The organism is Virgibacillus halodenitrificans (genome assembly GCF_001878675.1).
In the GTDB taxonomy this organism is placed as follows: Bacteria; Bacillota; Bacilli; order Bacillales; family Amphibacillaceae; genus Virgibacillus_Q; species Virgibacillus_Q halodenitrificans.
In genome coordinates this window covers 1,135,527-1,161,148 of the sequence record NZ_CP017962.1, presented here as the reverse complement: position 1 = coordinate 1,161,148, position 25,622 = coordinate 1,135,527, and the positions used below count along the sequence as shown (strand labels likewise).

The window sequence follows — 25,622 nt, the reverse complement described above, 5'->3', positions numbered from 1 at the left end:
CCTTTTATATTGTTATCGTTTATTTTCTAATTCCAAAAATAGGGTATGAATCATTTCATCAGCCAGTTCGACTTGTTCTGTAAAGTCTCCCCCATCGTATAAGTTAATACCCCAGAACACCCCGTTTGCTATCAGGACGTATTGCTTAATTGTCTTGTCTACCTCCTTGTCCGTAATTGCGGGATAACTCGCCTTCATAGCATCTCCAAGCGAATTCATCAACCAATCATTATGATGCCTTAAATGCTGTTGAAGATATTTCTTAATTTCCGGTACCGGTGAAGTGACGAGTGATATATAGGCAATTGTTCCTTGTTTATCTCCGGTATGGTGACTTACAAGGCCATGTAGCATCGCTGAAAATATCTCTTCCACTGAACGATCTTTATTCTCCAGCAGGATTCGTTGCATTTCCTGAAAGTGATTCTGGAGTAGCTGTTGAAAAGCAGCAATGAACAGCGCTTCTTTATTGTTATAGAAAAAATAAATAGATGCCGGTTTGATTCCCACATCATCTGCAATCCTCCTCATGGTTGCCCCATCGTAGCCATATAGAGCATACTGCCGTATCGCAGCTTCAATTAATTTTTGTTTCAAAACATCACCACCTAACAAGTGTTAGGTAGATTATAGTGGTGTATTTTTCGTTTGTCAACGAGTTTTTTAACAATTCATTCAAAAGTAAATATTTAACTTTTTCTTAAAACGCTTACATTTTTTATGGTAGGAAAGGGAAGAGTAATGCAAACGGAAGAAAGCAAAAAAAACCCCAGCACTCGAAGGGAGAGCTGGGGTTTTGATTGAATTTATTATGTCCGAGAATAAAAAATAACCCCTCAATGTGCAAGCCCATTGCTGAGGGGTTATTTGACCCTAATGCGCCTTCCCCTCTTGTCGGGGTTGGTCTATTGGAACCGTTCCATGTGACAGCATGGAGCGGTTTTTACTATGTTATGTTTTTCTATCCTTATTATACCACATGCCTGATTATTGTAAACTAAACTAATGGTGACATACTTATTTCAATGTGATTTATATCTCCATTCCGACGTCAACAAATGTAGCCATATTTTTCAGCATACTGACTGCAGCATCTAAAATAGGGAATGATAAAGCTGCCCCAGAACCTTCTCCAAGACACATATCCATGTACAACATTGGTTTAAGCCCCAAAAATTCGCTTGCCATCTGTCCACCTGTTTCTGCAGAAGCATGTGAGGCGATAAAGTATTCCTTTGCTTTAGGCTCTATAGAAGCTGCAAGGATAGCAGCAACTGTTGAGATATAGCCGTCCACGACTACTGGGATCTGATTCGCAGCTGCTCCAAGCATCACGCCTGCCATGCCGCCAATCTCCAATCCACCTACCTTTGATAGTACATCCAAGGGATCTTGCGGGTTTGGCTGGTTTACTGCAATCGCTTTTTCGATTATTTCCACTTTGTGTGCGATACCACCCTCACCAACGCCAGCTCCTCTACCAGTTATAACTTGAGGGGCATAATTTCCTAAAACAGATAATATTGCGGTACTGGGAGTAGTATTACCAATGCCCATCTCACCCGTTCCAATCACAGTTATTCCTTTTTCAACTTCCTTGTTAACCATCTCAATTCCTACCTCTATTGACTTAATGGCTTCTTCCCTAGTCATAGCAGGCCCTTTTGTCATATTAGCCGTCCCATTTTTTATTTTTCTTTTCATTACCCCAGCATCATCTGGAATTACTCCGTTCACACCAATATCCACTGGAACTATTTTTGCTCCAGCAGTCCTTCCTATAACACACACTCCTGTTACACTTTTCGGAAATAGTAAGGTTTGGGCTAAGGTTACTTCTTGTGGATTGCTGGAAATTCCTTCTTCGTAAACTCCATGATCTGCGGCCATTATGATTATTGCTTTTTGATCCAACACAGGATTTAAATTTCTTGTAATCCCAACTAATTGTACAGCTAGTTCTTCCAGCTTCCCAAGACTGTTTATTGGCTTTATCAAGTTATCCACTCTCACTCTTGCCCTAGCCATCAATTCCTTATCTAAACTCTCAATTCTATCAATTGTTTTCTGTAATAATTGCATTTTCAATTCTCCTTTTTGGTTTATAATCAAAAATAAAAAAGCCTGCAGTTTATTCCATGTACAAATAAACTACAGACTTTTCCATCATCTATAACTGGAAGCAAAAGGCAGGTCTCCTGGCTCAGGGGTGTCGTTCTATTAACCTTCCCAGAATAACTTCCAGTGGTATTTCTAATAGAACCCCCTTCACAGTGGCGGGTCCGCTGAAGATTCTCACTTCATTCCCTATTCTCCCATATAGGCACCTACTGCTCTCATTCACTATTCTATTAGTTCAAATTATAATAGAGTCAATGGATGAAGTAAAGGTACAAAAGATATATAAGACCATGGTTAAAGATTACGGCTGCCTGCTACCCTAGTCCTGCCGACTCTCCATTAGTACTAATTGCCTCTTTCGTTCTAGTCCTCCTCTATATCCAGTCAATTGTCCGTTTTTACCAATAACCCGATGACAAGGAACAACAAATAGTAGCGGGTTTGCACCTATCGCAGCTGCAGTTGCACGAATAGCTGTTGGCTTTTGGAGCTGATTTGCAATCTCGGAATAGGTTTTTGTTTGTCCATAGGTGATGTTTCTTATTTCCCTCCAAACAGCTAATTGGAATTTGGTTCCATGCATATCGGAAGCAAATGTAAAAAAGGTCCTTTCTCCTTTAAGATATTCTTCAAGCTCTTTGGCATATGGTTGAATTTCCTCATCTCTTTGTTCTATTTGATATGCTGGCAATTTTGCTTTCACCCAATCCACTAATCCTTGAACATTAAAGCCAACATAGCAAAGGCCATTTTCAGTAGCTGCAAGATACAAGGTCCAGCTTTCATATGTCCTATTGCTCCAATAAATTCTTTTCAATTGCCCTTCCTCCCTTTTTCCGTTCTAAAACATCTTGGGGAACAGCCACATATCTTTTTAAATTGCTTGTAGAAGCTGGAGAAATTCTGATATCCGACTTGAAAACAAATTTCGGTACTATTTTCTTTCGTAGTTACTAATAATTCCTGGGCTTTTTGTATTCTGAGGGTGGAGAGGTACATCTGTGGTGTGTAGCCTGTCTTTTCTTTAAACGTCCGACTTAAATAGTATTGACTAACACCAACATGCATCGCTAGCTGGGCTATCGTTATGTTACTGGCATAGTTCTCTTGTAAATACTTCTTGGTATCTTCTATAATTTCCAGATGTGGATCATATGTATTCTCCAGCAAATCAGGCCGACACCTTTTACATGGGCGGAAGCCTTCTTTTCTAGCTTCTTCTGCATTAGGAAAGAAGCATATATTTTCATAATTTGGAGTCTTTGATTTGCATGATGGCCGACAAAAGATACCTGTTGTTTTTACTGCATAGAAAAATTCACCGTCATATTTATGATCACAAGCAACTGCTGCTTTCCACATATGAGCTTTCGTCAGTGCAGCTTTCATAGGCGTATCCCCTCCTCTGAATTGTGCAAGTTTGGTCTTGTAAAACGCTAGCGATTCACACACTTTTTAGCTTTGATTTACTGCTTTCCTATAAGTCATATACAATGCATAAAAAACAATAACAATCACCGGAACAAAAATGAACAACTCAAAGAACGGCAGCACACCTATACATAGAAGAAGTGATAATAAAGAAGACCACCAAGCAAGGCTGCGATTTGTAAGGAGTTTTACGCCAGCTGCCATAGAAAAAATATAAACAAAAATTCCAAGTGAAGTAGGAATAAAGAGCAGGTCCTGAAACGTTATGTTCAAAACCTCCGTCATCAACACGCCTCCTATAGCAAATAATATCACAAAGGCAACCATTCTTCTTGGCACTTGGGTACGAGCATGCACGACAGACAATATCTTTGGAAACGCCCCATCTCTGCTTAACGAATACCCCAATTGAGTCAAACTTGCTACAAATGCATTAGAGGTTCCAATACAAATGAGGACTGCCACCACAGCTGTAATAAGCTGTGCCTCCACTCCGATAGTTTCTCCCATCAACACGCCAATTGGCGAGAGATTATGTTGAAGACTTCCATACGTATGTGTAGCGACAGTAACAAAACTTAATGCCACATAGAGAATGCCTACAATAACGGCACTTATCATCGTACTTTTCACAATGATTTTATCCGGACGTTTAAAATAAGGAGCAAGATTGCAAATAGCCTCCCATCCGAAAAACGCCCAAAAAATGACTGTTATAGCTGTTCCCACCGAATACCATCCATTTGGGGCTATCGGCTGAAAATGGGCTAAATCTATATAGGGAAGAGAAGCGACAACAGTTAGAATAAGTAGTAGAAATAAAGCTGTACTGAATATAAATGCAACTTTTCCGCTTACTTTCATTCCATTATAGTTGGCAAGACCAGCAATTACCAAGATCAAAATGGCGATCCATACCCTCGAAAAATCAGAAAGATCAAATGCCTGACTAAAATAAAATGCACCTGTCAAAGATACAATCGTTTGTCCGACAGCAGCAGTTACAAAATAGAACCAGCCAACCATATTTCCAGAATGAAATCCGAATGATTTTCTTACAAATGTTGCTGCACCTCCAGCATCAGGGTATTTCCTGGCTAGACATGCAAATGAATAAGCCAGAGGAAAACTAAGTAAAATCACAATTGTCCATGACAGTAACGATGCTGGTCCTGCAAGAGAAGCCGTCACACCTGTCAAAAATAAAACACCTGACCCTAATATTGTAGCAATATATAGTGCGACTCCTTCTTGTAAACCAATAGTACGTTGATCCATAACCCCTTCCCTCCCTTTCTCTTTCTACCATAGCAGTTTTCATGTCCTCATTCCTTTCCATTTTTGCGTTCTAATTCCAAGAGGAAATTTAACTAGAAGCGTAAGGGATGGGATCACATTGGGTAGTATCAGAAGGATGATTTTATATGGAGAGTTATCTTTCATGGTCTTGGGTTTTGATTAGTCTAAATTTGCAGGTGGCATATTGATAAGCTTATAAAAACGAGGCTGGGAAATGCGCTGCAAATAGTGGCATAGGAATAACCATTGTACCGCAATCTGTTGTGGAAAATGTTTCATTAAGTCAAAAGGATAATTTATACCCACTAACTGACCCCGCATTTAAAAGCCATATTGTAATAAGCTTTGCTCGAGATATTAAGCGTAGTCCCGCAGCACACGAGTTTATTAAGATGGCACAAAGCGTTTGCCATGATGATTAATCTCTTTAAACACTTTTTTCTTGTCAAAAATGCCCAACCAATCACTTATGGATTGGTTGGGCATTTTATTTTTATTCAGCAACAAAACACTCGAAGAAATAATGTGTATTATTTTTTACCACCATTTACATAGAAATATTTGCTTTTCTCTTTGTAAAGTCGGTCTCTTGGTAATAGGTGTTCTTCACCAAAATATTGGGGCCTAAGCATTTAACTGCTGGACAATGACAATTGATTGATTTCGCAGTGCTAGACTCCATCCATTTTTCATAGGCGGTTTCCAGTTTTGTATCTTGTATGTTACCAAGTGCGGGATCATCATCACCGAAATCTGTCACAATAATATCGCCATTAAAAATGTTAACATTTAAGCGAGAGCGGCCATCAGGATCATTACGTATCGTTACATTGTTGGATTTGTACATCCGCTGTAATAGCTCCATATCCTCCTGGTCACTGCTGCACGGATAAAACGGAAGCGTACCGAATAACATCCATGTAGAAGGATCTCGCACATCCAACAGTCGCTTGATAGCTGTACGCATTTCCTTCAAGCTTAACGTTTCTAACGCACTACCGAAATCTACAGGGTACATTGGATGAATTTCGTGCCGAGCACAACCCATCTCCAATACATGGTTGTGAATCTTTTCCAAATAAGGAAAAGTGGACTTATTCAGCATTGTTTCTGCTGATACCATGATACCTTCTGCCGCAAGTCGTTGCGAATTTTCCACCATACGTGCAAAGTATTTCTTTCTATTCTCCTCTGTTGGTTTACGCTCCATACGGGCAAACCCAACTTCGGCAAATTCTTCTTCTGTCCCCCAGTTGTGAGAGATATGTAGCACATCAAGGTACGGAATAATTTCTTCATACCGGCTATAAGGCAGGGTTAAATTTGAGTTTATTTGTGTGCTAACCCCACGTTCATGGGCATATCGCAATAATGGAACAACATAGTCTCGCACCGATTTCTTTGACATCATCGGTTCACCACCCGTAATAGACAGGGTACGCAAATGTGGGACTTCATCCAACCGTTTAACCAGTAGCTCCATTGGCAGAGCCTCCGGATCTTTTTGGCTTAGTGTATAACCAACCGCACAATGGGCACAACGCATGTTACACAATGTTGTTGTTGTAAATTCCACATTAGTCAGTGTCATTTCCCCATAGTCCTTTACATCCATATACGCTTCCCACGGATCATGACTTGGTGTGATTTTTCTCAGTTGTTCTTTTGTTTGCATATGCATTTCCTTCCTGGTCCGTTAAATATTCTTTTCAAATTATATTTTAGCAGACTAATTGAGAAGAACGTCTAAAGCAAGAATTATTACATTTGCCTGTGAATTTTACATTGAGAATTTGTTTCTTTATGAAGCACACGCAGGAGATTTTTTATATTGTAATAACCTGTAAAACGTATCCCCCAACTACACCGAGAATTACAATCAGCCATGCTGGCACTTTCCAGATATTTAATAAACCGAATAAGATAACAGCAAGAGCGAAATCAGAGGCAGATAAAATAGAGCTTTTGATTACCGGATCATAAAATGCAGCTAGTAAAATACCTACAACACTCGCATTGACTCCCATAAGAATCCCTTGGAAGCTAGCACGTTTCCGCAATTCATTAAGAAAAGGTAATGCTGCAATGATAAGCAAAAAGGATGGGAGAAATATTGCTATTGTTGCTACTACAGCCCCTAACACACCTTCCATCATTGTTCCAAGATAACTGGAAAAGGTAAATAATGGACCTGGAACTGCTTGGGCCATTCCATATCCAGCTAAAAATTCATTAGCTGTTAAAAAGCCTGTTGGAACCAGTTCGCGTTCGATCATTGGCAACACAACATGCCCACCACCAAATACAAGCGAACCTACTCGAAAGAAAGTGTCAAATATCGTAACAAGTGGATTATCTGTAAATCTATTTAGGATTGGCAACAAAATAAGTAGACTTATTAGTATACCTAATGAAGTCAACCCGAGTTTTTTAGAAATGTTTACATGAAACGGCTGTACATTTGTTCCTGCCTGATGGGTAAATAATTTTAAACCGACAAGTCCTGCACCTAAAATAATTAAAATCTGCATCCATGCGGTAGGATATAACAGCATAATACTTGCAGCTATGATCGCTATTGCCAGTCGTGTTTTATCTGGTGTTAATTTCTTCCCTAAGCCAATGAGTGCATGAAGAACGACAGCAGCGGCAACAATTTTTAAGCTATGGATGAAGCTGGCATCATCTAGTGTGAAGGTTTGGTACAGTAGAGCGAAAACAATTAAAACGATAACAGATGGAATCGTGAAGCCAAACCATGATACAAGTCCACCAAGCAATCCGCCACGCAGCATGCCGATTGATATTCCAACCTGACTACTTGCGGGGCCGGGGAGAAACTGACAAATGGCTATAATATCTGCATAGGTTCTGTCATCTAACCACTTACGTCGATCAATATATTCTTCCTTGAAGTAAGCTAAATGAGCAACTGGACCACCAAAGGATGTGAGGCCTAGTTTTGTTGAGGCTAGTAAAATTCCCCATAATGTACGTAGGTTATTTTTTTGCATTGGCTTTTCCCCCTATTATTTAATTTCTTTAAATAATTCATATGCTTTGGCTCTTGCTTCTTCAAGTACTTCTTCACCCTTATTTGTGGCCCGATAATATTTTCTAATTTTGCCATGTACATTTTTCTCAGTTTTAGTCAGAAGGCCGTCCTTTTCCATACCATGGAGAATAGGATAAAGTGTTCCTGCACTCATTTCATATCCGTGTTCATGCAGTTCTTCGAGCATCCAGGAACCATAAATGGGTTCTTCCTTGGCATGATGTAGAATATGTATTTGAATGAAACCTAAGAAAAGCTTTCGTAATACTTTATTATCCACTACGATACTCCTTTCCTGATTTGTTGTTGATTTCGAATTTCGATATCGATTTACGCTTGTATTCTATCTCTTTTTTCTGTTTGTATCAACATCTATAGAAAAACTTTACGTTCTTTTAACAATTGCAGATAGATGGTGTATGGGCCATAGGATCTGAGAATCAGCAGTAAAAAGTTTTATTACGCCGCAGGTGCATTTAATCGGCAATAGAAAACAGCTGCAAGTCCATGCTTGCAGCTGTTTTAGTGAGTTAGGAAGTTTTTTGGATATGAACCTTCCACGTTGCTGTTTAGTTGTTTTGTTCTATCTGTTTAATCACTTTAGCTGGATTTCCACCAGCTACAACATTAGCTGGTACATCTTTAGTGACCACTGCGCCTGAAGCGATGACGGCGTTGTCTCCAATCGTTACACCTGGATTAATGATCGCTCTTCCGCCAATCCAAACATTATTTCCAATGGTTACTGGCTTTCCATATTCTTTGCCCGAGTTGCGTTCGTTTGCATGTATTGGGTGTGTGGCCGTGTAAATGTGCACCCCGGGAGCAAGCATACAATTATCGCCTATGCGAACTTCACAGGAGTCTAATATGATGCAATCAAAATTCGCATAAAAATTTTCACCCACATAGGTATTACAGCCATAATCGATGCGTACCACAGGTTCTATATAGATATTATCACCTGTGGAACCAAGTAGCTCCTTTAAGATTTTTGTGCGATTTTCCATTTCTGTTTCCATCGTTTGATTATATAATCGAACCAATCTTCTAGCATTCTCTCGCATTTTTGTTAATAATGGATCGGCAGGATTGTACATCTTACCGGCCACCATTTTATCGAATTCTTTATTCATGCCGAAACCCTCTCTTTTTATCAAAATGATTAATTTTATACTTATTGTACGTGAATGAGCACTTGCATACCACCAACATTTTCTTCATCTTCTTTTAAAGTAGGTAACGGTATGCTAAATTAAGTTTAATAGATAACTATTTTTGAACAGGAGATTATCATGGCACATTTTACAATTAATCAAAAAATGACAGACAGTGATTCCCTTCCCTCCTTCAACCTCACGCTAGATGGGGAATCGGTTACCACCATTTATGGCGACAATGACATGCAGACTGCGCTGGTAGATGCTCTACGGACGAAAAGCAGGATTCCTGTTTTCGATCAACAGGAAGGCTTGTACCATCGACTAACTGTTGGAGACAATGTTGGCTTTTTTCATAAATGGTTTAACTGCAAAGTTCCATTACCAGAGGTCTTTGTACTATTTGAGTTACAAAACTGTCTAAAAAAACCCCTACAAAGATGCACGGATTCCGAAATCCGGAGAGTTTATTTTGCTAAATATTTAATGAGCGGGGTAACACCAACTGTTTTTCGTGAACCATTACATGGGGTGGACATTAAAACAATCCAAACCTTTATCACTATGCTGGAAAAGTTCAAGGAACGTCACATCCCTGTCCTTATCCTTGTTGCAAATATGGAGCATGCTCTTCTGCTTGGCGATGTTGGCTATAAGCTACAGCAAAGTGGGATACATCCAATTGAGCTTGAGGAGGATGAAGTTCAACCAGATGAGACATCCTTCCAAGCACCGGCGATTGCCAATTTGTTTAAGGTCCCGGCAAAGGTGGATGATAAGGTGATTTTGTTTGATCCGTTGGAAATTGACTACATTGAAAGTCAGGATGGAAAAGCAATGATGGTCATTAACGATGCATCTTATCCAATGGAAAGTACACTTTCGGAAATCGAAAAGAAATTAGAGGTTTATGGATTTTATCGCTGCCACCGGTCCTATATCGTTAACTTACAAAAAGTACGTGAAATTATTACATGGTCCAAAAATACGTATTCCCTTCGGATGGATAATAAATCGCAATCAACGATCCCTTTATCAAGAACGAAAATACAGGATATTCAGGAAAAATTCAGTCTGAGATAGGTACCATTCACTCCTTCACACGGTACATTTCATTGATTCTACTTATTTTTTCAATGAAATACCGGTACATTTCACCCTGCTGACAGTACATTCCGCCTTATTTTTGCTGATTATTGCAGGCCTCTCCTTTACGATGAGGATAGTTACGTAAGGGAGGGTTTCATTTGGAAAATAGTATAGAAGTAAGTGATTTGCATAAAAGTTTTGGTAAAAAAACAGCGATTAAGGATGTTAGTTTTCATGTGGAAAAAGGAGAAATTTTTGGTTTACTCGGTCCAAGTGGTTCAGGTAAAACAACAACAATTAAAATTCTAACAGGAGAATTAACGCAAACGCATGGAAAAGTAACAGCGCTCGGGACGGATGCGAGCCGTTTTTCGACTGCTGATTATAAATCCAAGATCGGCATTTTATCAGACAATAGTTCCTTATATGAGCGACTATCTATCTATGATAATTTGAAATTATTTTGTAAACTTTATAACGTTCCGCTTAAGCAAATTGATGTCATGCTGCAAGAGGTTAATTTACTTGAGGAACGGCAAACAACCGTCTCAAAGTTATCGAAGGGGATGAAGCAGCGTGTTATGCTTGCGAAGGCTCTCATTCATAAGCCTGAACTGGTATTCTTGGATGAACCAACATCTGCGTTAGACCCTGGTAACATGGCACATATTCATCGTAGCTTGCAGAAGCTGAACGAGGCAGGAACAACCATTTTTCTGACCACGCACAATATGGAGGAAGCTACTGCATTATGTGATCGTGTTGCATTTTTGCATAAAGGAGAGCTTCAGGAGCTAGATTGTCCGTCCGCGCTTCGATATAAGTACTCTACCCACGCTTTTCATGTGGAAACAGTACAAGGCGATCGGCTGGTCATTGAAAATGTGCCTGAAAATGCCAACCGAATGAAAGAATTAATTGGAAACGGTCATGTAAAGTCTATTCATACAGACCACCCTACACTAGGGCAAGTTTTTCTAAAAGTAACCGGAGAGGAGCTCGTTTCATGAATGTTCAGCGGATTCATGCCATTTTTGAAAAAGATATAAAAGATTTCATGAAAAATATGATGTTAATCACCATGCCATTCATCCCAATCGTATTATCTTTGATGTATACACGATTTAGCGATGGAGGAGTACTGCCTATTTCCATGTTATATATCATTGTTGGAGCAACGTATTCAGCTGTTACTTCCAGTATTATGATGACGATGATGGCTGAGGAGAATGAAAAAAAGACATTACGTGGACTGGTTCAGTCACCAGCATCGTATGTCGATATTCTTGTCGGCAAAAGTCTTGTTGTGGCGTTAGTTAGCTTCACCTCATTACTTATATCTCTTTTAATCGTCGGAATAGATCCCTTCCTGAATCTAAAGGATGTGATCGCATTGTTGTTATTATTCATCTTCTTTTTATTGCTTGGCATAGGAATAGGGTTATTTTCCAAATCGGTCGCCTCAACTTCAGCTTATATTATGCCCGTCATGTTTTTATTCGGGTTCACGCCAATGCTTGAGGCTCTTGGTATTGCGAAAGAGAGTGCTGTATCACAAGTGGCAAGTGTATTTCCATTAATGCAGGCCATTCACGTTCACGAGAATAATTCTTGGATATCTCTTGGCATCATAGCCCTTTGGAGTATGGGTTCAGCTATATTTGCATACATTTGCTTCAAAAAGACAACTACAGATGATTAACTTTTAAATAAGCAGCTGCCTTCCAGAGAGGAGACAGCTGTTCGTTTTTCATCTTTGACCTAATCCATGAAACTATAAGCTAAAACAAACCAAACACATGCTATGCCAAGGTCTGTCAGAAACGCCTTTTTCGGCATTTTCATTTTATATTTTTCTACCCCTTCAATAGCGGAACTAATTCCTAACAACAAAAAAATCCATTTCATATAAATGAATGCAAAATCATTGATGATACATATAACCATTAGGACGGCTGTTACTATTGCAATAATTAGTTGAAGAATTATTACTGATTTTGAGCTTTTTAGGTCTTGTTGTTGAAAAAATATGCCTATTCCTATCACCTCTTTATAACTCTACTGCTTTGACATGCTTACTCCCTCGTTTTATATGTTAAGGTTGTGGCTCTTTTTACTCCTACAGCGGATACACTTAAAGAAAGGATAAGTGCCAAAACCCAGAATTCATTTTCAAAAGTAGCTAACAGAATTGCTGTAATGGATAACAGCAAAGTGAGTAAGAAAGATATCCACCACTTTTTATCTTTTAATAATGGCCAGTTCATATTATAAACCTCCAAACCGTCCTTATTTCGTACCACCTTGTTTTCTTTTTTCATAATAATTGCCGATAAAATAACATGATATTAAGCCGATTATAAATGGGATGACGGATCCCTCTGCCCAAAAACCTGTAGAGGAACTCTCATAAAATGTAAATGTAAGCATGTCAATATGAAACAGATGACCAATCCCGATCAACAAACCACTTATGAGAAAAAATGATATTAATCCAACGAGCACTGTTTTAAACATAAGCAGCTTCCTCCCTCCTCGTTATCGTATATACAAGCGATTTCTGTCCTGAAGCTAAAAATTACTTATTATCTAACTCTCCTAAGAAATCATCAATACGAATTAACATATCTTCAATTTTATGGTTTTCATTTACGTTGGCTTGCCCTGTCACTGTCTCCGTTTGCCATGAATCATTTCCCTCTTTTTGATAGGATAGCTCAACTGTAAAATTATAAATAAGTTCTTCTGAATCTGTTTTATCAAATTCTATATTCTCTACTTTAAATGTGTATCCTTCCCGCATCGGTGTAGTCATCAAAACCGCTCCATAGCTATTAACGAAATCCATGTATGCTGTTTCATTTGCAAAGTAACTGACAAAATGGTCTTTATCGTATTGAATGGTATCTTCTGCAGTGCCTTCATTAAATAATTTTTGTAAATCTTCATTTGGTCCATGTAAGGCATTTTCTATCACAGCTTGTATTGTTTTCACATTTTCATCTGTCTCAGTTTCACCTGAACAGCCTGCTGCTAAAATAAGAAATCCAAGCATCAGTAAGGATAAAACAAGTTTTCCAACCTTCATGCTATCAGCTCCCTTGTTTCTAATACGAAGCAAAGAAGCATTTGGTTCCAAATTTTCTATAAATTTACTTTTTATTATGGTTTTACTAATGTTAGGTTATAAACGTATTTAGGTATTTTATAGTTGGAGGGAAGTGCGAAGTAGAATGAGAATAATTAATAGCAGGCGGAGATTATCCGCCAGAGAATGAATTAATCAGCTGCAGAACGTGATTATCCGCCGGTGAGCACATTAATCCGCTGCAGAGTGTGATTATCCGCCGGAGAACGAATTAATCAGCTGCAGAGCGTGTTAATCCGCCAGTGAACAAATTAATCAGCTGCAGAGCTTGATTATCCGCCGGAGAGCGAATTAATCAGCTGCAGAGCTTGATTATCCGCCGGAGAATAAATTAATCAGCGATAAACTTCCAAGTAACTTGGTAGGGCTGCAAATTCCCGTTTCGGAAAATAACGCCCAGTGAACAAAATATAGCTAGTTTGCGGTTAGAAAAAAGTTTCCCACTCTGTCTTTAAACTTTCAATGAGCCGCGGAAACCTCTGGCAGCATAATAGGAATCTGCGCCGTTGTGGTAGACGAAAACATGACCGTAGCGATAGTCGCAAAAAATTGCACCGCCTTTTTCCCTAATTGCAGCAGGTGTTTGGACCCAACTGGAGGTCTTCTTATCAAATTCGCCCAATGTCTGCAACTTTCGATAGTCTTCTTCTGTTAACATTTCGATTCCCATCTCGGTTGCCATATCGATTGCACTATTTTCCGGCTTATGTTTTTTCCTTGCTTCCAGTGCGGCCCGGTCATAACAAATGCTTCTGCGCCCTTTAGGACTTTCAGGCGAACAATCAAAAAAGAGATATTCTCCTGTATTTGTATCTTTTCCAATGACATCCGGCTCTCCACCAGTCTGTTCCATTTCATATAGAGACCATAATTTATCAGGACTAGTTTCTAATTTTGATTGAATATCTCCCCATTGAAGATTTGGATGGCGATCCATATGCTTTTCGAAGCGAGCTCGTAACGTTACTAAAAGTTCATTCTTTTGCTCAACTGATAATTCTTTTTTGGTGCTTGTCATTACTTTTCCTCCTTTTAGATGAAGTAGAAGTATTGCTGAACTTTCTTTTTAAAATTAGTGTACCACATTTTATAGAATTCTTATCTGTCACAACAGTTTTCCTCATACAGCTCTAACCGTCGATCAACATTAAAATAGTAGCTCAAATACTAAAAATAGTGTGAGCCACCTTCAGCTCACACTATCTCTGGACTAAAGATACTCTCTCTTGCTTAAAAGTTTTTCTCAAGAGTGGTTATTATCTCGTCTATTGATTTGCCCATGCCAGCTTCTACAGATGCAACATATGCACCCTCAACTATCGGAGCTTCAGCCATTTTTATATTATTTCCCTCTGCCATTTCTATTGCTATTTCTGCATTCATTTTTGCACTGCCAATGTCGTATAGTAATAGGACGCCACTGCCTTCGTCCGCATGATTAATTGCTTCAAGAATTTTATCAATACTTGTACCAATTTCCTTATCATCTGTGCCACCAGCAAGCTCAATTGCAACATCCTGATTGACCTGTCTAATGATCTCTTTTGTGCCTTCCACCACTTTTGGACTGTGAGAAATAAGTACAATTCCTACATATGCCATGTCCTATCACCCTTCCTCAGCGATTACTTCTGCTAATGCTTCAAATAAATAGAAGGAAGAAACAGAGCCTGGGTCCATATGTCCGACAGATCTCTCCTTCAGATATGCGGCGCGCCCTTTCGTTGCCATCATTTCTTTCGTACTTTCCATTGCTTTCTTCGCAGTATTTACGATAAGCTCAGCAGTGAATTGACTCTCCTTAGACATTTGGTCTGCAACTGCCGACCAAACATCCACCATCGTTTTTTCACCAATTTCTGCTTTTCCTCGTTGTTTCACACCATTTACCGCTTCTGTTATAGCTTGAGAAAAATTTTTATACGTAGCATCCTGTTCTTTAAGACGCGTAGACATTTTCAGAAATGCCGTCCCATATAACGGCCCGGCAGCCCCACCTACTTTGGACATGAGCGTCATAGCAATATCTTTCAGCATATCTGCCACATGCTCATAATTCTCTGCATCTAATTTATTCATAACCTCCTGAAATCCTCGTGCCATGTTAATTCCATGATCACCATCTCCAATTGCCTGATCCAATGAGGTTAGAACTTCTTTATTTTTTTGGATTTTATTATTGGTAATTTTCATCCATTGATATACATGATTTACTTGCAAATGGTTCATGCCTGCATCTCTCCTTCTTTTGTTACATTTTAAATGCGAGTGCTGTTGAAGGCGCATCAAGCAATGCTTTCAGCTCCTTATCTACTTTTAATAATGTCACTGAACAGCCAGCCATCTCTAATGCTGTCATATATTCACCTACAAATGTATGTGATACCTTTATTTCTTGCTCTGCCAAAATTCCCTGTACTGTCTGATTTACAATGTAAAGCTCCATTTCCGGTGTGGAGCCTAATCCATTTATCATTACAGCAACTTCACTATCTTTAAAATTGAGATCTGCTAATATTTTATCTGTTAATTCTTGCGCAATTTCAGCAGCAGATGTTAATTTTTTTCGTTCAATTCCCGGTTCTCCGTGAATCCCAATACCTATCTCCATTTCATCCTCTGCCAATTCGAAGCTTGGCTTTCCAGCTGCAGGTACGGTGCATGCAGCTGTTGCTACTCCCATGGACCGTACACCAGCGATTACTTTCTCTGCAATATCCTTTACTTCCTTCAAGGAAGCCCCTTGTTCTGCCATTGCTCCAGCAATTTTGTGAACAAGAACTGTCCCCGCAATTCCACGACGGCCGGTAGTTGCTGTGCTATTTTCTACAGCGACATCATCATTAACAATAACTTTGTCCACTTGGATGCCTTCCGCTTCCGCCATTTCAGCAGCCATTTCAAAATTCATGACATCCCCTGTATAATTTTTAATAATTAAAAGCACTCCAGCACCGCTATCGACTGCTTTTATTGCTTCTAACACTTGGTCCGGTGTTGGGGAGGTAAATACTTCACCGACTACAGCGGCATCTAACATTCCGTTACCGATATATCCTGCATGGGCAGGTTCATGGCCACTTCCCCCACCACTAACAAGGCCAACCTTGTTAGCTACGGGTGCTTCTTTGCGAATAATTACATTTGTACCCGTAATTTGCTTTAGTTGCTTAGGATAAGCGGCAACAAGACCTTTAATCATGTCTTGAACAGCATGCTCCGGGTCATTAATAATTTTCTTCATCCCTATCCACTCCCACTTTTTAGATGATTCGTTTTCTCCAGGCTTTCATTCTAAATAGAGACCAACTATGGATAGTTGATCTCTATTGGCTTCCTATATCTTAAATGCTCTTGTTGCTTCTACTGCCTTTTTCCAACCTTCATATAACTCATTACTTTTTTCCTCTTTCAGCTCACTTGTAAACGTTTTATCGTTTTGCCATTGTTTCGCAATCTCTTCCTTGTCCTTCCAATAACCGACTGCCAAACCAGCAAGATACGCTGCGCCTAGTGCTGTTGTTTCCTGAATGACAGGAACTTCTACAGGTACGTTTAAAATATCACTCTGGAATTGCATTAGAAAATTATTCTTCACCGCACCGCCATCCACACGCAGTGTTTTTAAATCAATATCTGAATCTGCGATCATTGCATCAAGCACATCTTTTGATTGATAAGCGAGCGATTCAAGTGTTGCACGAACAATATGTTCGCGCTTTGTACCTCTAGTTATACCGAAGAAGGACCCACGTGCATCACTATCCCAGTATGGTGTACCTAAGCCGACAAATGCTGGCACCATATAGACTCCATCTGTTGAATCAACCCGGGTAGCATAATATTCACTATCTGGTGCGCTATCAATGATTCTTAAACCATCACGCAGCCATTGAATAGCAGAGCCTGAAACAAAGATACTTCCTTCCAGTGCATATTCCACTTTTCCGTCAACACCCCAAGCAAGCGTTGTTAATAACCCATTCTCTGACTTCACTGCCTTATCACCTGTGTTCATTAACATAAAACCACCAGTGCCATAGGTGTTCTTGGCCATTCCCTTTTCAAAACAAGCCTGACCAAACAGGGCTGATTGCTGATCTCCGGCAATTCCAGCGATTGGAATTTCATGTCCAAAGAAGTGATAATCTACAGTTTTCGCATATACTTCCGATGATTGACGAACTTCAGGAAGCATACTTTTAGGAACAGTTAACATATCTAATAATTCTTCATCCCATTTTAATTCATGTATATTAAACATTAATGTTCTGGAAGCATTGGAGTAATCTGTAATATGCACCTTTCCGCCGGATAGCTTGTGTACAAGCCACGTATCCATTGTTCCAAATAATAACTTTCCTTTATCTGCTTTTTCTCTTGCCCCTTCTACATGATCAAGAATCCATTTCACCTTTGTTCCAGAAAAGTATGGATCAATAAGTAGTCCTGTTTTATCTCTAACTAAATCATTTAGCCCTTTCTCTCTAAGCTCCCTGCATATTTCTTCTGTCTGTCGTGATTGCCAGACAATGGCTTTGTATACTGGTTTCCCTGTGTCTTTATCCCATACTACAGTTGTCTCCCGTTGATTGGTAATCCCAATGCCGGCAATTTGCTCCGGTCCAATATCTGCTTTTCTTAAGGCTTCTGCAATACAAGCCAGCACAGAGTTCCAAATTTCATTCGCATCATGTTCTACCCAACCAGGATGCTGAAAAAACTGTTCGAATTCCTTCTGTGCTGTTTCAACAATCTCCCCTTTTTGATTAAAGATGATGGCACGTGAACTTGTCGTCCCTTGATCCAATGCTAAAATAAATTTGTTATCCATTCTATCCTCTCCCTTAAATTAATTTTTAACTGTTTCATTGATTTCTTTTGGTGCGTGATTTTTCATAAGCTCTGCTCTTGTTGCAGCAACCAATATAACAGCAATTACAGCACTTGAAATCCAAAAAGTTACGGAAAGCTTGCCCAGGAATAATGCCTGATACAATAATGCACCGTACATGCCTCCAATTACGGGGCCTACGACAGGAATCCAGGCATATTTCCAGTCAGACCCTCCTTTTCCAGGTATCGGAAGTATAGCATGGGCAATTCTTGGCCCAAGGTCACGTGCTGGATTAATCGCGTAACCTGTGGGACCACCTAATGACATCCCTATGGCTACAATTAATAAACCTACAATTAACGGATTTAATCCTTCCGTAAAATCGTTTGCTCCAATAAACATTAGCCCCATTAATAATACGGCTGTTCCAATAATCTCTGTGACCAAGTTGGAAAACGGACTTCGTATTGCAGGGTCAGTGGCGAACACACCAAGTTTCGCTGCTTTGTCTTTCGTCGCACTCCAATGTGGCAAATAGGCTAAGAAAACGATACCTGCACCAATAATTGCACCAATTAATTGTGCGCTGATATACATGGGAACCTTTGCCCAGGGAAATTCACCTACAGCTGCGAACCCGAGTGTTACTGCAGGATTTATATGTGCCCCTGTAAAACTACCAACAGCATATACCCCCATTGTTACAGCAAGTCCCCAACCAATGGTAACTACAACCCAATCAGCTCCCTCAGCTTTTGACTTCTTAAGTACAACTCCACCAACAACACCTGCCCCAAAGATAATCAGGATCATTGTGCCAACTAACTCAGCTAAAAACTCCGACATGTCAAACACCCCTCTGGTATAATAGTAATTCAATAAATAACTGATATTTCTGTTAATTAAAACGCAGAAAAACCCACATTTCAATCAACCTACCTTTGGTGGAAGGGTGCTATTGAAATGTGGGTCTCCATATCTCCGCCACTTAATTAACTTGTTCCCAAGTATAAATGAAATTGTAACCGTTGTCAAATTAAATTAATAGATTGATAAACAACCAATGAAGCATAAGTCTTTATAAAAGTTTAGCCATATAATATTCATCATAGGCAACGTCGTTGAATATAAGCGACTTTCTTTTAGTTCCTTCTATGTTAAATCCGCTTTTCTTGTATAGAGCTATACCGGCCTTATTTTCGGTAACCACAGTTAATTCCAGACGGAGGAGTCTGTTTCTTTCCGCCCAGTCCGTCACATTAGAAAACAATGCACTGCCAATCCCTTTGCTTCGATATGCTTTTAGAATTCCTATAACGAGATAAGCCGCATGCTTTGTCCGCTGGGTGCTCCCACCAATGGCAATCACATATCCAACTAATTTATTATCCATTTCAGCAACCAAAATGGTAGAATTACTCTGCTTTTTTATTTGCTTTAGTTTCCCGCGTTGTTGTTCCAGAGTCACCTTTCTTTCTCCAGGCTCCATCAGCATGTATGTAGCTTGTGCTTCGACTTCTGTGATTAGATTTGTAAATTCTGTTGCATCCTCTATGGTTATTTCTCTAATTAGCAAGCATCGCCCCTCCCTTCTCGTTTTAAAACAGCTTTTTTTAATAAAATACTTTAGTTAATAATTAACATATTGGCATCATCAAATTCCCAATTGGAGCCATATGCTACTTCCCAATAATAACCGTCAGGATCTACGAAATATCCTCCATACCCTCCCCATGATAGGCTTTGCGGTTCTTTAACAACTTCCGCACCGACCTCTTTAACTAACTGAAAAATAGAATCGATCTCTGCTTCTGATTTTGCATTATAGGCTAATGTGATTCCAGAGAACCCTCCTTTAGATAGCTCAGGTGGATTTTTATCATCAATGTCTTTTGCAAGCTCTTCCAGAGGAAACAGTTCAAGCTTAGAGCCTTCATTATTGAAAAACACAATAATTGGTGCCTCCTCTCCCCCTATTACAGAAGCTTTAAATCCAATATCTCTATAAAATTGAAGGGATTTTTTAATATTTTTCACACCTAGAGTAATCAAATTAATCCTGTTCAACCTACTCACTCCTTTTTTATGTTAATTAGAATTTCGACAAACTAAGGAGATTTCCTTGTTTAATCCATCAAATCTAATGCATAAGCTTAAGCATTTCCTAAAAATGATAGTTGCCAACTAGAGCCATGCGCCTTTTCTCTTTTCCGTTTTCTCTTAATTGCTAGTAGCTCTATATTCATTTAATTAATTTGATAGTTAATTTTCCACTTGACTACAACTGTAGTATTGTATTACAGTTGTAGTCAAGTGGATTAGGTTGTATGTAGTAAGACATCCATTGGTAAGTATAACTGTGCATAAGGAAGGAGATTTTAAAATGAGAAAAGGAAAGATAAACAAGGCTAAGATTTGCTTGTACGTAGGCGTAACGCTTTTGTACATGCTAACTGGTTGTAATACGAATGAACAGGATGAAAAAACAGCGTCGGTACAAAAAAAGAAAAAAGAAGAAATTATTACCCAGGATGAAAAATTCGCTGAAATTGAAAAGGAATATAATGCACGACTAGGTGTCTACGCAATCAATACTGGCACAAATCAACGTGTCCAGTATAACTCAGATGATCGATTTGCCTATGCATCCACCTTCAAAGTTTTAGCTGCGGCAATTCTCTTGAAGCAAAACTCTATCGAAGATCTGGAGAAAGTTGTAACATTCAGCAAAGATGACCTTGTTTCCTATTCACCAGTTACTGAAAAACATGTGGATACTGGAATGACATTAGGGGAAATAAGTGAAGCAGCCATTCGACATAGTGACAACACTGCCGCAAACCTTTTATTAGAAGAAATAGGAGGACCTAAACAATTTAAGCAAGCTCTACGAGATCTTGGTGATAGTGTTACACAGCCCATGCGTTTCGAAACTGAATTAAATGAATTTACTCCTGGAAAGAAGCACGATACCAGCACACCAAAAGCCATGGCGAAGACTCTGAAGAAAGTCGCCCTGGACGATTTTCTGCCAGAGGATAAACGTGAGCTTCTACATAATTGGATGAAGGGAAATGCAACAGGGGATAAATTAATACGTGCAGGCGCACCTGCGGAATGGGTAGTTGGAGACAAAAGTGGGGCTGGAAGCTATGGAACGAGAAATGACATTGCTATTGTATGGCCACCAGACAGAGAACCAATTGTTATTGCAGTTATGTCTCGCCATGAGGAAGAGGACGCCGAATACGATGATGCATTGATAGCCAAAGCTGCCGAAATTGCCCTAAATGCGCTGAAATAATAATATATACACACATGCCTCCTTAATGACATGTGTGTATATTTACTTTATCAAAAGGTATGTGCCTAATGGACTTTATGATTCTATTAACTTAATTTATTAAACTGTCTAACCTTTTATTGACCCAGTTGTCAATTTGAGTTAATTTAAATTGGAACCATGTGGGAAGGAGTTGATATGGATTGTTTGCTCTACATTTAGCTGAAAGTATGTTTATCTCTTCTTTTACAGTTATTTTGATAATTCTTTTTAAAAAACTATTTCATAACCATTTATCACCGAAATGGAAATACAATTTATGGTTTATTTTACTACTTGCTTTAACAGTTCCTTTTTTACCTGAGCATCTGCTCGACTTTTTGGGTGGCTCCCATTCAGATGGAGAACAAATAAATTACCAACAATCCTCTAATTCCTCAGCACCCTTTACTACTATAGCAGACGGAAACTGGATGAATAATTATGCGCTTTCCGTCAATAAGATGGAGCTGCCATTTATTAACCAGTTTATCGTGACTATATGGATGACTGGTCTACTATTCATGCTCGCACTCGTCATTCGCTCATGGATAAATCTAAGGAAAATAAAAAAATCCTTATGTCTTGTGAAGGATCAAGCGATACTTAGTTTATTTGCACAATGCAAACACCGTCTTCATATTTCACGAAAAATAGTATTGGCACAATCTTCACTTATCAAGACACCAATGACCTTTGGTATTACCAGAGCATACATTGTTGTACCTGCCCATACACAAGTAAAGTTAACCAATAATGAATGGAAATATATTTTGCTTCACGAACTAAAACATCATAAATCAAAAGATATTTTCACGAATTACCTTGTAGTGCTTTTTCAAGTAATTTATTGGTTTAATCCGCTCATCTGGGTTGCCTTTAAAGAGATGCGTCTTGATCGGGAAATTGCCTGTGACCATGCCGTATTAAAATTGCTCAAACAAGAAGACTACAAAGCCTATGGAAACACGATCATTAATTTTGTTGATAAGACTTATTTATCAGGAATTGTTAGCCAGTTTGCCAGTTCAAAGAAACAATTAAAGAAGCGCATTAGACACATTGCATCTTTTAAAAACGAGTCTAGGCTTTTAAAGGGAAAAAGTGTGCTTATTTTTTTGACAGTAACAGGAATTGTCCTGAACCAGTCCTCCCTTGCTTCAGGAATGTCATATAACAACGAGCAATACCACTTGGATAACGAGCGGATCGTGGAGGAAGACTTAAGTAGCCATTTTAGTAAAGGTGATGGAAGCTTTGTATTGTATGATTTGCGGAAAGCAAAATACTTTATCTATAATAAAAAGAAGAGCACACTACGCGTTTCTCCAAACTCCACTTATAAAATATATAATGCATTGTTCGCCTTAGAGGATGGCGTAATTAACAGAAAACATACAGCTTTAAAATGGGATGGAAGCAATTACCCATATGAAGCATGGAACAAGGATCAAAACTTATTTTCAGCAATGGAAAATTCGGTAACATGGTATTTTCAACGCTTGGATAAAAAATTACAGTTGGAAAGTATTCAAGCATATATACGTGCTATAAATTATGGAAATCAGGATGTCTCAGGTGGAATTGATGAATACTGGCTCGAATCTTCATTGAAAATTTCACCAATCGAACAAGTAAAAACATTAAAAGACTTTTATACAAACCAATTTGACTTTGATGAGAAAAATATTCAATTAGTAAAAGACACGATGAAGTTAGAATCAAAGGAAAACGCCATATTGTATGGAAAAACGGGAACAGGATCTGTGAATGGAAAGCAAGTCAATGGCTGGTTTATCGGTTATGTGGAAACCAAAACGAACACGTATTTTTTCGCAACAAATATAGAAGACAAACAACATGCAAACGGAAGTACCGCTGCAAAAATCACCAAAAACATCTTACAGGATAAAGGAATCTATTAAATTAAAAGGCAGGGATGATGGACGTGACGAAAAGTATACCTAAAATTTCAGAGTCAGAATGGGAAGTGATGAAGGTACTATGGCAAAAAGCGCCCCTAACAGCGAGTGAAATCACTTCTTCTCTACAGCCAACGACTGAATGGAAATCAAAAACAGTTCGTACTTTATTAGATCGGCTAACAAAGAAAGAAGTTATTGGAGTGCATCGAGATCAGCGTGTCTATACGTTTTACCCGCTATTCTCCCAAAAAGAGTGTCAAAAAGCGAAAACGTCTTCTTTTGTCAAGCGGGTTTATGATGGCACGCTTAAAACAATGCTTGTTCAATTTATACAGGATGAAGATTTATCTGATGCCGATATAAAAGAATTACGATCAATATTAGATACTAAGCAAGATACAGATCGTCCTACCACAGACAACAAATAATAGAGACGAGGAAGAGCTAACTGTGGCTTGATAATACTCGCATGTGTAAAAAATCACCAATGGCCAATCTCTATACTGTAAAGAAAACCAAAGCTATTTTCTTTCATACAAACACCGGGAATACCGTTTTCCGTTCCATTATTCACTTTTTCATTATGAATATAATAACACGTACCATACGCTTCTTCTATGGCATCAGGTTCATCTTGGATCTCCGTGTTGAACGCCTGTATAAAGTAGCCATTCAAAAAAAGTGTTCGTTGAATGACAGTTTTATGAGAAAAAGAGGTAGCTATAAATATGACTAAGCAAAAAAGCAGGATACTGACAGTAATTTTAATCCACCGTTTTTTAATCATGATTTTAGCTCCCTTTAACTGACGCTATTTTTTCATTCAAAGTAGCACATAACACATAGAAATTAGTCTATCATTCCGATTAGCTTTTTTTCGTTTATATCTTTTCCATCAACCCAGTCTTGAAAGTTTATATCCAAGGTTTGTTCACTTTGTGCAATGGTCGTTTTTATTTGTGAATCTTGATAAGCGTAAGAAATTGTATGAAGTGTCCCAAACATATTTTCATAGTCAGTAAAAAATAAAGGAGAGTGTATATTTCTAAATTCATCATACATGTTTTCATGTGTCATTTTCTTCGTGGCCAATTGTTTCATATAATGATTACGGGTAACCGATCCGTCTATGCTTTCTCTATTTTTTTCTTTCAGCTGCCTCATCTGGAAATGATTCACACAGGCTAATGTTGATTCGTCATATCTCACTGCAATATTCTCCGGGCTAGCTTCTACTACAGCCATCTTGCCATGTTTATCACCGAGAGAAAAATTATAGCAAGCTGCGTGTGGGATTTCCTTCAGTAGCTGAACGGCCTCATCGACATTGGAACACATGTCCAAAATTATTCGTATTGCCGTCCACGCAGAGATGCCTGTTGTATAGCCATGATTACTTACAAAGTGTAGACCTGCCACTAATCCATGCTGATTGACCCCATCATGTCTGCCTATCACTTGCAAATTATATCCTGCAGTTGCCAATGCGGAATCACTTTGTACCAGACTGAACAACCCATCATAAAGAGCAGGGGAAAAATCATAATTTCGTACATAAAAGTCCTTTGTCATGATGGCCGAGCAGCCCATAGCCTCTGTCTTCGGTACATCAAATCCACTAAATAAGGCAGCAGCTTTTTCACTGGAAATTCCTACTCCTTTTGCTAATCCTTCTAACTCCTCCAATAAATGAGGGGCTAATGCTGAAAAAATGGACGTGAGATTTTTATAGTCTATCTCTGATCTCGTAACAGATTCAAAAATATCAACTAACGCATTTCCTTGCAAATTGTTTCCAAGTTTTCTTCCAATGTTAAACGAAGTATCCCTAAGCTGGATTATTTTCACGGAAAATTCAGTCACGGAATCCTCTCCTCTCTCCATGAATTGTTATTCTAGATTTCATTCTCAAACTCTTTAATATTGAAAAATCACATATATAGTAATGCCATACACGACAGAACAGATAAAGATAAAGGTTGTGTGTATGCGGAGAAGAAAGTTCCCTACACCAATTTGAGTAATGTTCGCTAGTTGTTTTGCAATTTTATAAAGGAATGGCAAAAAGTATAAGGAAAACAAAAATCCACCTGAGAGCGAAATACTTATAAAAACAAGTACTTGACTAGAAATCAAATTTTCAACTAAACCTCCAATGATAAAGAAAGGCGCACCCGCCCATAAGAAAAAGGTAGGAATCAACAAGACGATTGCCATTATTAGTAGCATGAAATT

The 25,622-nt window shown here is 38.8% G+C and carries 28 protein-coding genes and 1 riboswitch; of the genes, 6 read left to right on the top strand and 22 right to left on the bottom strand.

The genetic code is table 11. The annotated features are described in order from the left end of the window. Positions 1-12 precede the first annotated feature (12 nt). The 9 genes from BME96_RS06150 to BME96_RS06105 all read right to left on the bottom strand — a co-directional run bounded on the left by BME96_RS06150 (position 13) and on the right by BME96_RS06105 (position 9,042). Positions 13-597: a TetR/AcrR family transcriptional regulator gene (locus BME96_RS06150; RefSeq protein WP_071648625.1), complete on the bottom strand. Its 585-nt coding sequence runs from the start codon at positions 595-597 to the stop codon at positions 13-15. A 435-nt stretch (positions 598-1,032) separates the two neighbouring features. Beyond that, the gene (gene cobT, locus BME96_RS06145) at positions 1,033-2,082 is read right to left on the bottom strand and encodes a nicotinate-nucleotide--dimethylbenzimidazole phosphoribosyltransferase (RefSeq protein ID WP_071648624.1); all 1,050 of its coding nucleotides are present in this window, start codon (positions 2,080-2,082) and stop codon (positions 1,033-1,035) included. A gap of 89 nt (positions 2,083-2,171) precedes the next feature. Continuing rightward, positions 2,172-2,346: riboswitch (cobalamin riboswitch) on the bottom strand. A 94-nt stretch (positions 2,347-2,440) separates the two neighbouring features. Then, on the bottom strand, positions 2,441-2,938 hold the full coding sequence (locus BME96_RS06140; protein ID WP_071648623.1) for a methylated-DNA--[protein]-cysteine S-methyltransferase: 498 nt from the start codon (positions 2,936-2,938) through the stop codon (positions 2,441-2,443). After that, positions 2,935-3,510: a bifunctional transcriptional activator/DNA repair enzyme AdaA gene (locus tag BME96_RS06135; RefSeq protein WP_071648622.1), complete on the bottom strand. Its 576-nt coding sequence runs from the start codon at positions 3,508-3,510 to the stop codon at positions 2,935-2,937. The genes BME96_RS06140 and BME96_RS06135 overlap by 4 nt, the downstream gene beginning before the upstream one ends. A gap of 66 nt (positions 3,511-3,576) precedes the next feature. Then, a complete protein-coding gene (locus BME96_RS06130; RefSeq protein ID WP_071648621.1) occupies positions 3,577-4,830 on the bottom strand; it encodes an APC family permease in 1,254 nt (417 codons plus the stop codon). A gap of 568 nt (positions 4,831-5,398) precedes the next feature. Then, positions 5,399-6,526, bottom strand: coding sequence for a radical SAM/CxCxxxxC motif protein YfkAB (gene yfkAB / locus BME96_RS06120; protein ID WP_071648620.1), 1,128 nt, complete (start codon positions 6,524-6,526; stop codon positions 5,399-5,401). A 151-nt stretch (positions 6,527-6,677) separates the two neighbouring features. Continuing rightward, positions 6,678-7,865 (bottom strand): chromate efflux transporter, encoded by a 1,188-nt coding sequence (chrA, locus tag BME96_RS06115; RefSeq protein WP_071648619.1) that lies wholly within the window; start codon positions 7,863-7,865, stop codon positions 6,678-6,680. Positions 7,866-7,880: 15 nt separating this feature from the next. Beyond that, the gene (locus BME96_RS06110; protein WP_019377214.1) at positions 7,881-8,186 is read right to left on the bottom strand and encodes a PadR family transcriptional regulator; all 306 of its coding nucleotides are present in this window, start codon (positions 8,184-8,186) and stop codon (positions 7,881-7,883) included. Between the two features lie 289 nt (positions 8,187-8,475). Then, positions 8,476-9,042 (bottom strand): sugar O-acetyltransferase, encoded by a 567-nt coding sequence (locus BME96_RS06105; protein WP_071648618.1) that lies wholly within the window; start codon positions 9,040-9,042, stop codon positions 8,476-8,478. Positions 9,043-9,201: 159 nt separating this feature from the next. On the opposite strand from BME96_RS06105, the gene BME96_RS06100 reads away from it, so the two are divergent. The 3 genes from BME96_RS06100 to BME96_RS06090 all read left to right on the top strand — a co-directional run bounded on the left by BME96_RS06100 (position 9,202) and on the right by BME96_RS06090 (position 11,857). Then, positions 9,202-10,149 (top strand): response regulator transcription factor, encoded by a 948-nt coding sequence (locus BME96_RS06100; protein WP_071648617.1) that lies wholly within the window; start codon positions 9,202-9,204, stop codon positions 10,147-10,149. Between the two features lie 164 nt (positions 10,150-10,313). Continuing rightward, complete coding sequence (locus BME96_RS06095; RefSeq protein ID WP_071648616.1) at positions 10,314-11,165, top strand: ABC transporter ATP-binding protein; 852 nt, start codon at positions 10,314-10,316, stop codon at positions 11,163-11,165. Further along, positions 11,162-11,857 carry an ABC transporter permease gene (locus BME96_RS06090; RefSeq protein ID WP_071648615.1) on the top strand — a complete coding sequence of 232 codons (696 nt, stop codon included), beginning with the start codon at positions 11,162-11,164 and terminating at the stop codon, positions 11,855-11,857. Before BME96_RS06095 ends, BME96_RS06090 begins: the two co-directional genes overlap by 4 nt. Positions 11,858-12,230: 373 nt before the next feature. Here BME96_RS06090 and BME96_RS06080 read toward each other — a convergent pair whose 3' ends face one another. From BME96_RS06080 to BME96_RS06030, 11 genes are all read right to left on the bottom strand, one after another. Further along, the gene (locus BME96_RS06080; protein ID WP_071648613.1) at positions 12,231-12,422 is read right to left on the bottom strand and encodes a hypothetical protein; all 192 of its coding nucleotides are present in this window, start codon (positions 12,420-12,422) and stop codon (positions 12,231-12,233) included. 22 nt (positions 12,423-12,444) lie between these two features. Continuing rightward, a complete protein-coding gene (locus BME96_RS06075) occupies positions 12,445-12,672 on the bottom strand; it encodes a hypothetical protein (RefSeq protein ID WP_071648612.1) in 228 nt (75 codons plus the stop codon). A 61-nt stretch (positions 12,673-12,733) separates the two neighbouring features. Then, complete coding sequence (locus BME96_RS06070) at positions 12,734-13,243, bottom strand: hypothetical protein (protein WP_071648611.1); 510 nt, start codon at positions 13,241-13,243, stop codon at positions 12,734-12,736. Positions 13,244-13,754: 511 nt separating this feature from the next. Further along, positions 13,755-14,321, bottom strand: coding sequence for a DUF4256 domain-containing protein (locus tag BME96_RS06065; protein ID WP_071648610.1), 567 nt, complete (start codon positions 14,319-14,321; stop codon positions 13,755-13,757). Positions 14,322-14,533: 212 nt separating this feature from the next. Next, on the bottom strand, positions 14,534-14,905 hold the full coding sequence (dhaM, locus tag BME96_RS06060; RefSeq protein WP_071648609.1) for a dihydroxyacetone kinase phosphoryl donor subunit DhaM: 372 nt from the start codon (positions 14,903-14,905) through the stop codon (positions 14,534-14,536). Between the two features lie 6 nt (positions 14,906-14,911). Next, on the bottom strand, positions 14,912-15,532 hold the full coding sequence (gene dhaL, locus BME96_RS06055; protein ID WP_071648608.1) for a dihydroxyacetone kinase subunit DhaL: 621 nt from the start codon (positions 15,530-15,532) through the stop codon (positions 14,912-14,914). A gap of 22 nt (positions 15,533-15,554) precedes the next feature. After that, positions 15,555-16,547: a dihydroxyacetone kinase subunit DhaK gene (gene dhaK, locus BME96_RS06050; RefSeq protein WP_071648607.1), complete on the bottom strand. Its 993-nt coding sequence runs from the start codon at positions 16,545-16,547 to the stop codon at positions 15,555-15,557. A gap of 93 nt (positions 16,548-16,640) precedes the next feature. Further along, complete coding sequence (glpK, locus tag BME96_RS06045; protein ID WP_060679412.1) at positions 16,641-18,137, bottom strand: glycerol kinase GlpK; 1,497 nt, start codon at positions 18,135-18,137, stop codon at positions 16,641-16,643. 18 nt (positions 18,138-18,155) lie between these two features. Then, on the bottom strand, positions 18,156-18,986 hold the full coding sequence (locus BME96_RS06040) for an MIP/aquaporin family protein (protein WP_060679410.1): 831 nt from the start codon (positions 18,984-18,986) through the stop codon (positions 18,156-18,158). Positions 18,987-19,218: 232 nt separating this feature from the next. After that, positions 19,219-19,716: a GNAT family N-acetyltransferase gene (locus tag BME96_RS06035; RefSeq protein ID WP_071648606.1), complete on the bottom strand. Its 498-nt coding sequence runs from the start codon at positions 19,714-19,716 to the stop codon at positions 19,219-19,221. A 50-nt stretch (positions 19,717-19,766) separates the two neighbouring features. After that, positions 19,767-20,207 carry a VOC family protein gene (locus BME96_RS06030; RefSeq protein WP_071648605.1) on the bottom strand — a complete coding sequence of 147 codons (441 nt, stop codon included), beginning with the start codon at positions 20,205-20,207 and terminating at the stop codon, positions 19,767-19,769. A 316-nt stretch (positions 20,208-20,523) separates the two neighbouring features. Here BME96_RS06030 and bla point away from each other — a divergent pair, with 316 nt between their 5' ends. The 3 genes from bla (at position 20,524) to blaI (ending at position 23,815) form a co-directional block, all read left to right on the top strand. Next, positions 20,524-21,444: a class A beta-lactamase gene (gene bla, locus BME96_RS06025; protein ID WP_071648604.1), complete on the top strand. Its 921-nt coding sequence runs from the start codon at positions 20,524-20,526 to the stop codon at positions 21,442-21,444. 182 nt (positions 21,445-21,626) lie between these two features. Further along, entirely contained in the window at positions 21,627-23,387 is a 1,761-nt protein-coding gene (locus BME96_RS06020; protein WP_071648603.1) for a BlaR1 family beta-lactam sensor/signal transducer, read from the top strand. Positions 23,388-23,410: 23 nt separating this feature from the next. Then, the gene (blaI, locus tag BME96_RS06015) at positions 23,411-23,815 is read left to right on the top strand and encodes a penicillinase repressor BlaI (protein ID WP_026041390.1); all 405 of its coding nucleotides are present in this window, start codon (positions 23,411-23,413) and stop codon (positions 23,813-23,815) included. A gap of 53 nt (positions 23,816-23,868) precedes the next feature. On the opposite strand, the gene BME96_RS06010 is transcribed toward blaI, so the two are convergent. Together BME96_RS06010 and BME96_RS06005 are read right to left on the bottom strand one after the other, a co-directional pair. Further along, complete coding sequence (locus BME96_RS06010) at positions 23,869-24,174, bottom strand: hypothetical protein (RefSeq protein WP_019377235.1); 306 nt, start codon at positions 24,172-24,174, stop codon at positions 23,869-23,871. Between the two features lie 62 nt (positions 24,175-24,236). Next, positions 24,237-25,250: a C45 family autoproteolytic acyltransferase/hydrolase gene (locus tag BME96_RS06005; protein ID WP_071648602.1), complete on the bottom strand. Its 1,014-nt coding sequence runs from the start codon at positions 25,248-25,250 to the stop codon at positions 24,237-24,239. Positions 25,251-25,622 lie beyond the last annotated feature (372 nt).